Raw genomic sequence first — 13,227 nt, 5'->3', positions numbered from 1 at the left:
TTATCGGCGGTTTTGCAGTTGCTTTCACTTGGCAAAAAGTTCCAGTATTTGGACCAGCGGGCGGTAAACAGCCCCGCCCGAACGAGCCGCTTGGACAGCGGCCGGGACCAACAGAGAGGATCATCATGCGTATTGCAATGCGTATCGCGCTCGCCACGTCAGCGATCATGCTGGCGTTGGGCGCCGCCCAGGCCCAGGAGAAGGTCGTTAAGATCGGCACCGAAGGCGCCTACCCCCCCTTCAACAACCTGACCTCCGACGGCAAGCTCGTCGGCTTCGACATCGACATCGCCCAGGCGCTGTGCGACGAAATGAAGGTCAAGTGCGAATTCGTGGCCCAGGACTGGGACGGCATCATCCCGGCCCTGCAGGCCGGCAAGTTCGACGCCATCGTCGCGTCGATGTCGATCACCGAAGAGCGCAAGCAGAAGGTCGACTTCTCCAACAAATATTACAGCACCCCGTCGGCCATCGCGGTGCCGAAGGACAGCGCGCTGAAGGGCGTGAAGAAGGAAGATCTCGCCGGCAAGTCGATCGGCACGCAGTCTTCGACCACCCACTTCAACTACGCCTCGAAGACGTTCACGGATTCGACGGTTAAGCCCTACCCGACCGCCCAGGAATACCAGCTCGACCTCGCCAACGGCCGCCTCGACGCGGTCGAGGACGATATCGTCGTGCTCAGCCAGTGGCTCGAGACCCAGGACGGCGCCTGCTGCAAGCTGCTCGGCCAGCCTGAGCCGCAGCCCGTCGAGATCTTCGGTGAGGGCGCCGGCATTGCCATCCGCAAGGGCGACAACGAGCTCAAGGAAAAGCTCAATGCCGCCATCAAGGCCATTCGCGCCAACGGCAAATACAAAGAAATCAACGACAAATACTTCAAGTTCGACGTCTTTGGCGCTGAGTCTTGATCGATTGATTGATGCAGAAAGGCGGGTATGTGCCCGCCTTTCTCATCCTGCCACGGTCGCAAGGGGGCGACGCGGCAGATTAAGAGCAAGGGGAACAAGGCGGGCGCATGCAACAAAGCGTTTGGACGCTTCTGAGTTGGGGACCGGACGGCTGGTCGGATGACATCGCTTATGGCGTCCTCATTACCGTTCTTCTTGCCGCAGCCACTCTGCCGATCGGACTTGCCATCGGCTTTCTGATTGCGCTGGCCAAGCAGTCGAAGGAACCGTCGCTTCGATTGGCTGGTAATGTCTACACCACGATTTTTCGGGGCCTGCCGGAACTGCTGACGCTGTTCCTGGTGTTTTTCGGGGCCCAGATCATGCTGCAGAAAATCGTTCAGCTTTTCGATCCATCCGGCAATGTCGAAGTCAATGCCTTTGTGTCCGGCATGATTGCCCTTGGCGTCGTGTTTTCCTCTTATGCCAGTGAAGTCTTCCTGTCGGCTTTTCGAGCCATTCCTCATGGCCAGTATGAAGGCGGTTACGCAGTCGGCCTGAACAAGAACCAGACCATGCGGCTCGTCGTCCTGCCGCAGTTGATCCGCATCGCCCTGCCCGGCCTCGCCAACCTATGGCTGATTCTGCTCAAGGACACCGCGCTGGTCTCGGCGGTTGGGCTCACTGATATTCTGCGGCAGGCCGGTGTGGCCGCCCGTGTCACCAAACATGCCTTCCTGTTCTTCGGCTACGCCGCGCTGATCTATCTGGTGCTCGCCATCATCTCCTCCTTCGGCATCAACGCCATTGAACGTGCGGTTGGTCGCCGGGAGGTGTCACGATGAGTGCCGCCGGCATCGCCACTGTCGAGAGACCGCCTGAACCGCCGCGCGGCTGGACCAAGTCCCGCATTGCCGGTCATCTGCTGCTTGGTTTCTGGGCGCTTCTAGGTCTCGGATTGGTGTGGTTCCTCGCTTTGTCGTGGAACCCTGAACTGATCCAGAAGTACGGCCCGAGTTATCTGGCCGGCATCGTCGTCACCTTGAAGCTGGTAGCGATTTCCTGCCTGGTCGGCGCGTGGCTGTCGATCCCGGTAACCTACATGCGCATGTCGAAGAACAGCGTTCTCTCCGCCATCGCCTATGCCTATGTCTATTTCTTCCGCGGCACGCCGCTGCTCGCGCAGACCTTCCTGATCTACTACGGTCTCGGCTCGTTCCGGCCGCAGCTTGAAATGGTCGGCCTGTGGGGGTTCTTCCGCGAAGCTTTCAATTGCGCGGTGTTTGCCTTTGCCTTGAATACTGCGGCCTATCAAGCCGAAATCCTGCGTGGCGCCATCGAGAGCGTGCCCAAGGGGCAATGGGAAGGAGCCGCGTCGCTCGGCCTGCACAAGATGCAGACATTGTGGAAGATCATCCTGCCGCAGGCCCTGATCGTGGCGCTCCGCCCCTATGGCAACGAAGTGATCCTGATGATCAAGGGCTCGGCCATCGTTGCCATCATCACGGTCTATGACCTGATGGGCATCACCCGCCTCACCTATTCCCGCACTTTCGACTTCCAGGCTTATATCTGGGCAGCAATCTTCTACCTGATCATGGTCGAAGTGCTGCGCCATGGCATTGAATGGATCGAACAGCGCATAACGCGTCACCTGCGCCGTTGATCTCGACGCCCTCTGGACCAAACTGCAAATTGCTCAAATCCGCGGTGATCGGCTAGAGCGCCGCGCGTCCTTTTGGACGCGCAAAGGTCGCTCTAGCACTTTGATTTTGCGCATGATCCTTTCCGAAAATCGATTCCGATTTTCGGGGTCATGCGCTAAGACTGCCGCACAGAGCATTTTGTAGCCAAGTGGAACCACTTGGCGTTACAAAAATGTGGCGAAAACAAAAACTTAGAGCGTTTCCGTGAAAAACGGAAACGCTCTAACGATCAAAAGGGACTTTCGGCATGGCAGTGGTGGCGTATCTGGGCCTCGGTGTGATGGGTTATCCGATGGCCGGGCATCTCAAGAACAGAGGCGGCCACGACGTGACCGTCTACAACCGTACCGCAGCCAAGGCCGAGAAATGGGTTGCCGAGCACGGCGGAGCCATGGCGTTCACGCCGAAGCAGGCTGCTGAAGGCAAGGATTTCGTCTTTTCCTGTGTCGGCAATGACGACGACCTGCGTTCCGTCACCATCGGACCGGACGGGGCTTTCCATGGCATGAAGAAGGGTTCGATCTTCATCGACAACACCACTGCCTCCGCCGAAGTTGCCCGCGAACTCGCGGCCGAAGCCGAAAAGCGTGGTTTCTTCTTCCTCGACGCCCCAGTATCCGGTGGACAGGCAGGCGCGGAGAACGGCGTGCTGACCGTCATGGTCGGCGGTGCCGACGACGCCTTTGAAACCGCCAAGCCGGTCATCTCGGCTTTTGCACGCATGGTCGGCCTGATGGGCCCGGTCGGAGCCGGTCAGCTCACCAAGATGATCAACCAGATCTGCATCGCAGGCCTGGTTCAGGGGCTCGCCGAAGCCATTCATTTCAGCAAGAAATCGGGGCTCGACGTCGAAAAGGTGGTGGATGTCATCTCCAAGGGCGCTGCGGGCTCCTGGCAGATGGAAAACCGCCACAAGACGATGAATGCCGGCAAATATGATTTCGGCTTCGCGGTCGACTGGATGCGCAAGGATCTCGGTATCTGCCTGGCGGAAGCCGGTCGCAACGGTGCAAAACTGCCGGTCACGGCCTTGGTCGACCAGTTCTACAAGGATGTGCAGGCGATGGGCGGCAGCCGCTGGGATACCTCTTCACTGCTCGCGCGCCTGGAGAAGTAATCCGTGGAGGATGGCCGGGGCATGACCGATCTGTCACCGGCCTCGACCGCGGCGGAAATCCTCGCTTACCTACGCTCCCTTTCCTCCGAGGAGAACCGCCGAGGCATGCAGCGCTTTGGCATCAAGGTGGAAAGGGCGCTGGGCATTCCCCACGGTCCGCAGCGTGCCATCGCCAGGAAAATCAAACGCAATCACGAGCGTGCGTTCGAACTGTGGGACAGCGGCATCGTCGAGGCCCAGTTCATCGCCTCGGCGACAGCTGACCCGAAACGGTTTTCCGTAGATGACGCAAGAGTTTGGGCGGCGGCGTTCGATACCTGGGACATCGTCGACGGCGTCACCGACCTGTTCGTCGACACCGAACATTGGCAGGTGCTGATCGTCGAATTCGCCTGTGACGAGCGTGAATTCGTCCGTCGCGCCGCCTTCGCCATGATCGCCTGGGCCACGGTTCATCGCAAGAAGGAGCCTGACGCCACATTCGTGCGCCTGCTGCCGTTGATCGAGAAACACGCGATGGACCGCCGTAACTTCGTGAAAAAGGCCGTCAATTGGGCGTTGCGTCAGATCGGCAAACGCTCAGTGGCGCTGCACGCGCCGGCACTTGCCCTGTCCGAAAAACTTGCTGCGTCGTCCGACAAGACCGAACGCTGGATCGGCAAGGATGCCGTGCGTGAATTGACCAATCCGAAAATCCTGGAAAGGCTGGCGAAGCGGAGCTGACGCCAGCCTGAACGGTCAGGCAGCGCTCTGGCCGGACTCGCGATCGAGCGTCATATAATCCAGCGGCATTTCCGTGGTGAACTTGATCTGTTCCATCGCAAAGACCGACGAGACATCGCGAATTTCGATCTTGGCGATCAAGCGCTTGTAGAAGGCATCGTACGCAGCGATGTCCGGCACGACGACACGCAGCAGATAGTCGACGTCACCGCTCATGCGGTAGAATTCGACCACCTCCGGAAATTCCTGGATGACTTCCGAGAAACGGCGCAACCACTCATGGCTGTGCGAATTGGTGCGGATCGAGACGAACACCGTCACACGCGCATTGATCTTTTCCGGATCAAGCAGTGCCACGCGGCGCTTGATGACCCCCTCCTCTTCCAGCTTCTGGATGCGGCGCCAGCACGGAGTGGTCGACAGGCCGACTTTCTTGGCAACGTCAGCGACCGCAAGCGTCGCGTCCTCCTGCAAAAGGCGGAGGATTTTTCTATCAAGGCGATCCATTTGAGGCTCCCAAGGAAAATATTTCCCCATAATCCATCGAAATCCCGTCACAAACAAGAAAGGAATTCTGCCTGATCGCCACAAAACGAGTGATAATTTGCGCTGAAATCAATCAATGCGAGACCGGATTTCCGATTTCAGGAAAGGCAGCAACTCCATTTCGAACCAGGGATTCTTTTTCAGCCAGCCGGTGTTGCGCCAGGACGGATGTGGCAGCGGCAGCACTTTCGGACCGGTCGCGGCACCCCAGACGGCGCGCCAATCCTGCACGGTCTCGGTCAGCGAAGCGCGCCGCGTCGTGCCCATATGCCAGCTTTGCGCATAGATGCCGATGGTCAGCACCAGTTCGATCTGTGGCATCAACGCCATGAGTTGCGGGCGCCAGGCCGGCGCGCATTCCTTGCGCGGCGGCAGGTCCGCGCCCTTGGTGTCCTGGCCCGGAAAACAGAATCCCATCGGCACGATGGCGAATTTCCCGGTGTCGTAGAATTCTTCCGACGAGACGCCCAGCCAGTCGCGCAGGCGGTCACCTGACGCGTCGGTGAATGGCAGGCCCGAGAGATGCACCTTGGTGCCGGGCGCCTGGCTGGCAAGCAGAATGCGCGCCGTCGACGATGGCCGCAGCACGGGCCGCGGCTGATGCGGCAGCGGCCTGCCAGTCGGCGCCTCGATGCAGATGCGGCAAGCCCGCACCCGCGCGACAAGCTGTTCCAGTTCCGCCTCCATGCCGGTCAGGCGTTAGAGCGGAATGCGGTCAAATGAAACGACACTCCACTCTAACTCCTTGTTTTACGCATGATTTTTGTCCGAAAAGTCTGCAACTTTTCGGGATCATGCACTGGCGCTCGGCCGCCCGGCGACGGTTCTGTACCAGCGCAGCACATGCGTGCATTCCTCCGGCATCTGGATGCGGGCGGGTTTCATGAAATCGACGGCGACCAGGCCGGTGATGTCGGCCACGGAATAGCTGTCACCGGCGACGAATTCGCGCTCGGCCAGTTCCTTGTCGAGCAGGCGCAGGAATTCCACCGCCTTGGGCTTGTTGGCCTCGCCCCATTCCGGGACCTGCGGCACCTCCCATTCCTTCATGGCCGGATGGATATGGCGAAAGGCCTGTGCCACCGGCGCGAACAGGTTGAACTCCATGCGCCGCTGCCACATCTCGACCCTGGCACGGCCGAGCGCACCGGTCCCGAACAGAACCGGCTCGGGATGCAATTCTTCGAAATAGCGGCAGATGGCGATGGTTTCGGTGAGCACCGTGCCGTCATCGAGTTCCAGCACGGGCAGGCGCTGCAGCGGGTTGCGGCTGGTGACCGCCTGCTCCCTGTGGCCGAGAGCGCCCATGTCGACCGGTTCCAACGGCACGGTCAGCCCCTTTTCCGCCAGAAAAATGCGAACCCGGCGTGGGTTGGGCGCGCGTCCACCGTCGTAAAGTTTCATGATGCTCTCCCGATCTGAATGCGTTGAACCATAAAACTGCGATCAGCGGAAACGAAACAGCCCTCGCAGCATGTCTCCGGCGCCTGCTAGTGCTCCATGCTTCGGTTCCAACCGTCCTTCATGGGAACGGCGCCACTCCTTTGGCTCGTCGAAACTGCCGGCCCAGATGCCGGTGCGTGCCCGGCGTGCCGCGGCTTCCTCCACGTCGTAGTCACCGAAGGCTACCGCCCAGCCACTCCTGACCTGTTCGGCGTTGAGATCGACGTCGCCGGCCCGGCAATCGCCGAGGAGCCGGTCGTAGCGATCACGCTGCCATCCACTGCAAGAGACGGCGCGGCCACCGATCAGCTTGGCCAGCGCCTGGCGTGACTGCTTGCCGCAGGGATAATCAGCCCCGTCCTTGCGGCACAGCTGCATGTATTCCGGCGCGTCGATGCCACGCAGGCGAATGCGCTCGTTGCCGAGGGTGATGGTGTCGCCGTCGTTGACGATCGCTGTCCCGTTTTGCTGGCGCGTTGACACGCGATCGAGCCTGGCCACGACCAGCGCGATCAGGGCCAGAAACAGCACCGCCAGCGCATAGTCGAAGAATCTGCGCCACGGGCTGCGCGGACGCGGCGGATAAGGCCTCCGCCCAGGCCTTTGCGACCATGAACGGCTCATATGGCAAACAGGTTCTTAATCATTCCGCCTTAGCGTCCGAACTGGAGCCGCTGCCCGCAATAACTGAAGTTTCATGCCACTGCTAAGCTCGAACACGGCGGACAAGAACATAGTGGACCGCAGCAAGCCGCATCGCAACAGCGATGTCGCGCGCGCTGTGAAGCGGACGCGCGACCGTCTTTCCCAGCAGGCCGGCAATCCGGATTTCGACCGTGAGCTGCTGAAGCTGCATGCCCGCGCCATCGTGAACAGTGCTGCGGCCGTGCCCTTGCTGGTGCTGACCATCGCCGTTGCCGGCTTTGCCGCCGGGATGAACACCGACACGCTCGTCTGGGCGCTGTTCACCATGGGGTGTTATGCTGGCCTTGCTGTGATCGCGCGCCGTGTCGACCGCACCGAAGCCGCCGACATCAAGCCGGGGCCGACCCGTAACACGTTCCTGGCCGCGCACGGGCTGAGCGGTCTCGGCTGGGCTTATTTCGCATCACTTGGCTGCGGCGCCTGCACGCTCGACCAGTTCCCCGTGATCAAGGCGGTTATCCTGTTGATGGCGATGGCGGCCACGGCCATCATGGCGTCGTCGCTGCGCGGCGCGCTGCTTGCCACTTTCGCCCTCCCGGTCGCGGCTTACGCCTATATCGGCTCCCAGGGCTGGATGCCCTCGGAACCGATCATGGTGGCCTTGCTCGTTGCGGCGCTGCCTTTCTTCGCCTATGTCGCGCATCACCTCAACCGCTCCTCGGTGATGCTTTTGTCCTTCCGCACCGAGAAGGATTCGCTCATCGCCGAACTCGAGACCGCCAAGGCGATGTCCGATGAGGCCCGCCGCCGCGCCGAGGAAGCCAATCTTGCCAAGTCACGCTTCCTCGCCTCGATGAGCCACGAGCTGCGCACGCCGCTCAACGCCATTCTGGGTTTTTCGGAAGTGATGGCCAACGAAGTGCTCGGCCCGATGGGCAACGACACCTACAAGGCCTACGCATCCGACGTGCACGATTCCGGCCGGCACCTGCTCGACCTGATCAACGAAATCCTCGACCTGTCGCGCATCGAGGCCGGCCGTTACCAGCTCAACGAGGAGCCGGTGACATTGCTGGCGATCGTCGAGGATTGCTGCCATATGATGGAATTGCGAGCGCGCAACAAGGACATCCGCATCATCGAGGAATTCGAGCACCAGCTGCCGCGCCTGTTCGCCGATGAACGCGCCGTGCGCCAGATCGCGCTCAACCTTCTGTCCAACGCAGTGAAATTCACCCCCACCGGTGGCGAGGTGCGCGTGCGCGTCGGCTGGACCGCCGGCGGCGGCCAGTACATCTCGATCAAGGACAATGGGCCGGGCATTCCGGCGGATGAGATCCCGGTCGTGCTGTCGGCCTTTGGTCAGGGCTCGATCGCCATCAAGAGCGCTGAGCAAGGCACCGGGCTTGGCCTGCCGATCGTGCAGGGACTGATGGCGATGCATGGCGGCGAGTTCGAACTTTATTCGAAGCTGCGCGAAGGCACCGAGGCAATCGCCATCTTCCCGCCGACCAGGGTGATGGAGCAGTTGCCAGCTCTGCCGACCAAGGTCGCGGCCGGCGGCCGGCGCCGCGGATAAGACATTTCAGCAAAAGCGCCTGGCGGTTCTGCCGTCGACCTGCGTAACCGCGCTAGATACGAACCGCCGCAGCCATGCCGGAGCTGGTCAGGGCCGCGGCCCTGGCGATACCCGCCGCCAGCGCACCGCCAAATCCCTCGCCATGGCTGATGCCAAAATCGAGCAACGGCTTCAGCCCCAGCGATGCGGCGGCCCTGGCATGACCAGGCTCCGGAGAGAGGCCGGCAAGGAGGCAATGGTCGAGTGCGGCCGGATTGGCGGCACGAAGCACCGCCGCTGCGGCCGTCGCGGCAAAGCCGTCGAGGATGACGGGAACATTCTGCATGCGCGCAGCCAGGATCGCTCCTGCGATGGCTGCGAATTCGCGCCCGCCGACGCGCCGCAGCGCTTCGAGCGGATCCTTGAGATTGGCGCCGTGGAATGCCAGGGCGGCATCCACCGCAGCCGCCTTGCGCGCCTGCATGGCCTGATCTGCTCCGGACCCGGGACCGACCCAGTCCGCGCCCGTCCCGCCCAGCACGGCGGCCAGAAGCGCTGCCGCGACGGTGGAATTGCCGACACCGATGTCGCCCAGGCACAAGAGATCGGTCCCGCCCGCCGTCGCTTCCATGCCGAAGGCCATGGTCGCGGCACAGCCGCGCTCGTCGAGCGCCGCCTCTGCGGTGATGTCACCGGTCGAGATGTGCAGGGCCAGATCGAAGACCTTGAGGCCGAGGTCATAAGCAATGCACGCCTGGTTCACAGCGGCCCCACCCGCCGCGCAGAGTTCGACGGCATTCGCGGTCGCGGCCACGGGGCGCGGCGAAATGGCCTGCCGGGTGACGCCGTGGTTGCCGGCAAAGACCGCGACCAGCGGCCGGTTGATCGCCGGCGGCGCCTTGCCGCTCGCCGACGCCAGCCATGCGGCGATATCCTCGATGCGCCCCAGGGAAGCCCCCGGCTTGTCTGCCTTGGCAAACAGTGCCCTCACCCGATCGCCGGCAGCGCCATCCAGCGCCGGCAGGTTGGCGATCAGGTTGCGGAAATCGTCGAAAGGCAGCGCGCTGGTCATGGCAGGTTCCTGTTCGATGCCGGCAATAGCCGCCTTGCCCACATCGTACAACCGCATGACACGAAAACGGCGCGGCCTCGATCCTGAAAATCGCTAGGGAGACGACAGGGGCGCCAGATGACGACCTGAAGTGGCGCAAGGGCAAGGCCTTGCATTGCCACATTCGTTGCACCATGTGGGAGCGAGCCCCTAGGATAGATCCATGACGGCCATCGAATCGCCCTGCATCCTGGTCTGCTCGATCGACATGAAAACCGGCTATTGCTTCGGTTGCGGGCGCACGCGTGACGAAATCTCCGCCTGGCTGGAAATGAGCCCGGAAACCCGCCGCGCCGTCATGGCCGAACTGCCGGCGAGACTGGCGACAGTGGAGCGCAAGCCGCGTCGCGAAACCCGCCGCACGCGCATGGCGCGTGAACGCGGCGAGGTGCTTTGACGCCGATGAGCCGCTCGCTTGTTGTCATCCTGGTGATCATCGCAGCCGCGGCAGCCTTGCTCGCCTACAACGATTCCTCCGGCAGCACGTTCGGCATCGAGAACTACAGTTTCGGCAACCTGATCTGGCTCGGCATCGTCGGCGCGGTGGTCGGCGCCGGCCTACTACGCTCAGGCCAACCGCTCGGCAGCCTGGCGCGCAATCTCGGCACCTGGGCGGTGATCGTCCTTGCCCTGATCGCGGGCTACCAATACCGCTACGAACTGCAGGACGTTGCCAGCCGCGTCACCGCCGGGCTCATCCCCGGCAGCCCGCTTGCGCTCGGTATGGAAGACGGCCGCGCGACGGTGACGCTCGACAAGGGCAACAATGGCCATTTCCAGGCACGCATCCTCGTCAACAACAAGCCGCTCAACGCCATCGTCGACACCGGCGCGACGACAACGGTGCTGACGGCTGACGATGCCCGTGCCGCCGGCATCGACCCGGACGGCCTGAATTACACCGTGCGCGTCTCCACGGCCAACGGCAACGCCAACGCCGCCGCCGTTCGCACCAATGAAATAGCACTTGGCGGCATCGTGCGGCGTGACATGCCGGTGCTCGTCGCCGCCCCTGGCGCGCTCGGACAAAGCCTGCTCGGCATGAATTTCATCGGCTCGCTGTCCGGCTTCGACATGCGCGGTGATCGCATGATCCTGCGCGATTGATGCAATTTAAGATTGCATATCTCTAAAAACTAATATACCTATTGGTGCATATCTCCCGGAGGGAAGTATATGCGCCTCACCCTGTTCATCGCAGTTTTGGTGACGACCTCAGCCGCGGCCGAACCAATCCAATGGACGACCTCGGAGCGAGGAGGCAGCACGCTGGATATCCCCGTATTCATGACGGAATCGGCGGTACGCGGGCTGATCAGAAGCGGTGAGGAAGACCCATATGGCACCGTATACGAGCCTATCGACTACCCCATCATGTTGCGTCAGTATTATATGGTGTCCAAAAAGACGCCCTATAAGTACATTTTGGGAAATGCTACTTACGTCAAAGAGACATACAAAGTCGACAAGCCAAATTTGGGGATTGCCTCAGGTTCCAATGGGAAAGAAATTTTCTACGGAATGTGCGCGAAATCCGACAAGCTCTACTGTTTCGATGTCTTCTATTCGGCAAAGGAAGAGGCCAAATATGGCCCGATCGTCAAGCGGATCGCAAAATCTTTCAAGAAATGCAGGAGCGGGTGTATTTGAGGAAAGGCGCGTGATCGCGCGGCGCTTGATTTGCTGCAAGGCTATGTATGGCTTGCCATCGCCTTCAAGGGCACCTGCGTCGGACGAGATACGAGAACCTACAATCCGGACACCTTCCAGTTCCCCATCGCGCCCATGATGAATGGGAACGACTGAAAAATAAGCACGTGCGATTTCAGCTACTTAGCTGAGACGACCTTCTTGAGATTGTACCCTCCCCGCCGCGAATTCTATTGGAAGCTATGTGTTGGCGTCCTGATTGGTGGTGGGATACGGCCTATGGAAGGTTGGCGAATGGGTGTGGGGACTTTTCTAGCCCTGTTCAACGAAGTACGTCTGGTGGCGTAACTGGATCGCCGGACGACAACATGCCAGAAGAGAAACCCAAGAAGCTAGGTCCCCGTGATCGGCTGCAACTCATGCAGCTAGATCCAAATGCGAGCATGGACTTCACGGACATCCCTGGAAGCAGTAAGCGCCTCGAGGCGATGATGAGGAATATGGGCTCCCAGGCTGGCTTAAAGCCGCTTCGATCTCTGTCTTCGTGCTTGGTCTCTGCGGTCTCGTCGTGATGTTTTACTTGGCAAGCGGAAGCCGGTAGAGCCCATTGGCCTTTGAGATGAGGCCACTGCGGACTAACAGCTTAGTCGAGCAACTCGGCTCATCGATACTCGATCGATCCAGCCACCGAATAGACGGTTCGTCTGTGATGTCTTTAACAGAAGCCCCCCGATAAGTAACAGACTATGATGTTGGCTGTCGCAACGTGGCGGCGGTTAGATCCGGAAATTCACTACTTTCACCCTGGGGGAAATCATGAAAACTCTACAGCTATGGCTGTCAGTGTTCGCACTGGCAGTTGCTTCGCTTTTCTTCGTTTCAGGTGCTCAGGCTCAAGCAACACGCACGTGGGTTTCTGGCGTCGGCGACGACGTCAATCCTTGTAGTCGCACAGCACCTTGCAAAACTTTTGCCGGCGCCATCTCCAAGACGGCGGCAGGGGGCATCATCAACTGCATCGATCCTGGCGGATTCGGCGCGGTCACGATCACCAAATCGATCGCGATTGATTGCCGTCATGTTCTCGCTGGCGTGCTGGCCTCATCGACGAATGGCGTTATAGTCAATGCAGCAGCGACCGATGTTGTGACCTTGCGCGGCCTCACAATCGACGGAAACCCTCCCGCCTCGCCTGGCCTGAACGGGGTGCGGTTTCTCAACGGTGCCGCTCTCGTCATAGATGAATGCAAGATCTCGGGGTTCGTCAGCACGACTGGCAACGGCGTCGATTTCTCTCCTGCGGTCAACGCTCAGCTTTCCATCATCAACTCTGTGATCTCTTGGAACGGCACAGCCAGCGGCGGCAGCGGAGTGGCAATCCGCCCCACCGGGACAGCGACCGCCAAGGTGGTGCTTGAAAACGTGCAGTTGCTGAACAACTCAGTCGGTCTGCGCGTCGATGGAACTACCGGCACAGGCGCAAGGCGCGTTACTGTTTCTCGCAGCGCGATCTCCGGCAATACGTTCCAGGGCGTTGCAGGCGTGACAGGGACAACCGTGTCCAACATTATGTTGAGCAGCAATGTGATCAGCAACAACGGGTCCATCGGCGTCCAGTCGAATGGTACGGGATCCTCGATCCTGCTGGGAAACAACGTCATCGCAGGCAACGACACTGGCATTAGCGCTACAGGCGGTGCTCAACTGCTCTCGTATCAGACCAACAACAACAACCTGAACATCACTGGAAACGGAACCCCAACGGCGACGGTCGCGCCGCAGTAGTTCCAGGGAGCCCGCTGAAGGTGTTTGATCGGCGGGCTCCTCAATCCTCCTTT

At 60.7% G+C, this 13,227-nt stretch carries 15 protein-coding genes; 10 read left to right on the top strand and 5 right to left on the bottom strand.

Annotated features, from left to right (window positions below; genetic code table 11):
• Positions 1 to 125 precede the first annotated feature (125 nt).
• The 5 genes from AC3WTO_RS06620 to AC3WTO_RS06600 all read left to right on the top strand — a co-directional run bounded on the left by AC3WTO_RS06620 (position 126) and on the right by AC3WTO_RS06600 (position 4,436).
• Positions 126 to 911 carry an ABC transporter substrate-binding protein gene (locus AC3WTO_RS06620; RefSeq protein WP_492459851.1) on the top strand — a complete coding sequence of 262 codons (786 nt, stop codon included), beginning with the start codon at positions 126 to 128 and terminating at the stop codon, positions 909 to 911.
• Between the two features lie 107 nt (positions 912 to 1,018).
• The gene (locus AC3WTO_RS06615; protein WP_492459850.1) at positions 1,019 to 1,735 is read left to right on the top strand and encodes an ABC transporter permease; all 717 of its coding nucleotides are present in this window, start codon (positions 1,019 to 1,021) and stop codon (positions 1,733 to 1,735) included.
• The gene (locus AC3WTO_RS06610) at positions 1,732 to 2,556 is read left to right on the top strand and encodes an ABC transporter permease (RefSeq protein WP_492459849.1); all 825 of its coding nucleotides are present in this window, start codon (positions 1,732 to 1,734) and stop codon (positions 2,554 to 2,556) included. The genes AC3WTO_RS06615 and AC3WTO_RS06610 overlap by 4 nt, the downstream gene beginning before the upstream one ends.
• A gap of 287 nt (positions 2,557 to 2,843) precedes the next feature.
• Positions 2,844 to 3,713: an NAD(P)-dependent oxidoreductase gene (locus AC3WTO_RS06605; protein ID WP_492459848.1), complete on the top strand. Its 870-nt coding sequence runs from the start codon at positions 2,844 to 2,846 to the stop codon at positions 3,711 to 3,713.
• Between the two features lie 21 nt (positions 3,714 to 3,734).
• The gene (locus AC3WTO_RS06600) at positions 3,735 to 4,436 is read left to right on the top strand and encodes a DNA alkylation repair protein (protein WP_492459847.1); all 702 of its coding nucleotides are present in this window, start codon (positions 3,735 to 3,737) and stop codon (positions 4,434 to 4,436) included.
• A gap of 15 nt (positions 4,437 to 4,451) precedes the next feature.
• On the opposite strand, the gene AC3WTO_RS06595 is transcribed toward AC3WTO_RS06600, so the two are convergent.
• From AC3WTO_RS06595 to AC3WTO_RS06580, 4 genes are all read right to left on the bottom strand, one after another.
• A complete protein-coding gene (locus tag AC3WTO_RS06595; RefSeq protein ID WP_492459846.1) occupies positions 4,452 to 4,943 on the bottom strand; it encodes an Lrp/AsnC family transcriptional regulator in 492 nt (163 codons plus the stop codon).
• Positions 4,944 to 5,051: 108 nt separating this feature from the next.
• Positions 5,052 to 5,669 (bottom strand): uracil-DNA glycosylase family protein, encoded by a 618-nt coding sequence (locus tag AC3WTO_RS06590; protein ID WP_492459845.1) that lies wholly within the window; start codon positions 5,667 to 5,669, stop codon positions 5,052 to 5,054.
• A 105-nt stretch (positions 5,670 to 5,774) separates the two neighbouring features.
• Positions 5,775 to 6,386, bottom strand: coding sequence for a glutathione S-transferase (locus AC3WTO_RS06585; protein WP_492459844.1), 612 nt, complete (start codon positions 6,384 to 6,386; stop codon positions 5,775 to 5,777).
• Positions 6,387 to 6,428: 42 nt separating this feature from the next.
• The gene (locus AC3WTO_RS06580; RefSeq protein WP_492459843.1) at positions 6,429 to 7,049 is read right to left on the bottom strand and encodes a thermonuclease family protein; all 621 of its coding nucleotides are present in this window, start codon (positions 7,047 to 7,049) and stop codon (positions 6,429 to 6,431) included.
• Between the two features lie 73 nt (positions 7,050 to 7,122).
• On the opposite strand from AC3WTO_RS06580, the gene AC3WTO_RS06575 reads away from it, so the two are divergent.
• Positions 7,123 to 8,649 (top strand): sensor histidine kinase, encoded by a 1,527-nt coding sequence (locus AC3WTO_RS06575; RefSeq protein ID WP_492459842.1) that lies wholly within the window; start codon positions 7,123 to 7,125, stop codon positions 8,647 to 8,649.
• A 52-nt stretch (positions 8,650 to 8,701) separates the two neighbouring features.
• On the opposite strand, the gene AC3WTO_RS06570 is transcribed toward AC3WTO_RS06575, so the two are convergent.
• On the bottom strand, positions 8,702 to 9,700 hold the full coding sequence (locus AC3WTO_RS06570; protein ID WP_492459841.1) for a nicotinate-nucleotide--dimethylbenzimidazole phosphoribosyltransferase: 999 nt from the start codon (positions 9,698 to 9,700) through the stop codon (positions 8,702 to 8,704).
• 202 nt (positions 9,701 to 9,902) lie between these two features.
• On the opposite strand from AC3WTO_RS06570, the gene AC3WTO_RS06565 reads away from it, so the two are divergent.
• From AC3WTO_RS06565 to AC3WTO_RS06550, 4 genes are all read left to right on the top strand, one after another.
• A complete protein-coding gene (locus tag AC3WTO_RS06565) occupies positions 9,903 to 10,136 on the top strand; it encodes a DUF1289 domain-containing protein (RefSeq protein WP_492459840.1) in 234 nt (77 codons plus the stop codon).
• 5 nt (positions 10,137 to 10,141) lie between these two features.
• Positions 10,142 to 10,846 carry a TIGR02281 family clan AA aspartic protease gene (locus AC3WTO_RS06560; protein WP_492459839.1) on the top strand — a complete coding sequence of 235 codons (705 nt, stop codon included), beginning with the start codon at positions 10,142 to 10,144 and terminating at the stop codon, positions 10,844 to 10,846.
• Between the two features lie 69 nt (positions 10,847 to 10,915).
• Positions 10,916 to 11,389, top strand: a complete 474-nt coding sequence (locus AC3WTO_RS06555; RefSeq protein ID WP_492459838.1) for a hypothetical protein — start codon at positions 10,916 to 10,918, stop codon at positions 11,387 to 11,389.
• Between the two features lie 816 nt (positions 11,390 to 12,205).
• The gene (locus AC3WTO_RS06550) at positions 12,206 to 13,174 is read left to right on the top strand and encodes a right-handed parallel beta-helix repeat-containing protein (protein WP_492459837.1); all 969 of its coding nucleotides are present in this window, start codon (positions 12,206 to 12,208) and stop codon (positions 13,172 to 13,174) included.
• Positions 13,175 to 13,227 lie beyond the last annotated feature (53 nt).

This window comes from Mesorhizobium sp. EU05-FHT14A09, assembly GCF_058790995.1.
The sequence above is the reverse complement of the archived record's forward strand: the minus strand, read 5'-3'. Positions and strand labels throughout refer to the sequence as shown.

Coding starts and splice junctions, on each gene's coding strand:
- AC3WTO_RS06570 (WP_492459841.1), bottom strand. CDS start 9,700: ATGACCAGCGCGCTGCCTTTCGACGATTTCCGCAACCTGATCGCCAAC.
- AC3WTO_RS06610 (WP_492459849.1), top strand. CDS start 1,732: ATGAGTGCCGCCGGCATCGCCACTGTCGAGAGACCGCCTGAACCGCCG.
- AC3WTO_RS06595 (WP_492459846.1), bottom strand. CDS start 4,943: ATGGATCGCCTTGATAGAAAAATCCTCCGCCTTTTGCAGGAGGACGCG.
- AC3WTO_RS06560 (WP_492459839.1), top strand. CDS start 10,142: ATGAGCCGCTCGCTTGTTGTCATCCTGGTGATCATCGCAGCCGCGGCA.
- AC3WTO_RS06555 (WP_492459838.1), top strand. CDS start 10,916: ATGCGCCTCACCCTGTTCATCGCAGTTTTGGTGACGACCTCAGCCGCG.
- AC3WTO_RS06565 (WP_492459840.1), top strand. CDS start 9,903: ATGACGGCCATCGAATCGCCCTGCATCCTGGTCTGCTCGATCGACATG.
- AC3WTO_RS06580 (WP_492459843.1), bottom strand. CDS start 7,049: ATGAGCCGTTCATGGTCGCAAAGGCCTGGGCGGAGGCCTTATCCGCCG.
- AC3WTO_RS06590 (WP_492459845.1), bottom strand. CDS start 5,669: ATGGAGGCGGAACTGGAACAGCTTGTCGCGCGGGTGCGGGCTTGCCGC.
- AC3WTO_RS06605 (WP_492459848.1), top strand. CDS start 2,844: ATGGCAGTGGTGGCGTATCTGGGCCTCGGTGTGATGGGTTATCCGATG.
- AC3WTO_RS06600 (WP_492459847.1), top strand. CDS start 3,735: ATGACCGATCTGTCACCGGCCTCGACCGCGGCGGAAATCCTCGCTTAC.
- AC3WTO_RS06550 (WP_492459837.1), top strand. CDS start 12,206: ATGAAAACTCTACAGCTATGGCTGTCAGTGTTCGCACTGGCAGTTGCT.
- AC3WTO_RS06620 (WP_492459851.1), top strand. CDS start 126: ATGCGTATTGCAATGCGTATCGCGCTCGCCACGTCAGCGATCATGCTG.
- AC3WTO_RS06615 (WP_492459850.1), top strand. CDS start 1,019: ATGCAACAAAGCGTTTGGACGCTTCTGAGTTGGGGACCGGACGGCTGG.
- AC3WTO_RS06585 (WP_492459844.1), bottom strand. CDS start 6,386: ATGAAACTTTACGACGGTGGACGCGCGCCCAACCCACGCCGGGTTCGC.
- AC3WTO_RS06575 (WP_492459842.1), top strand. CDS start 7,123: ATGCCACTGCTAAGCTCGAACACGGCGGACAAGAACATAGTGGACCGC.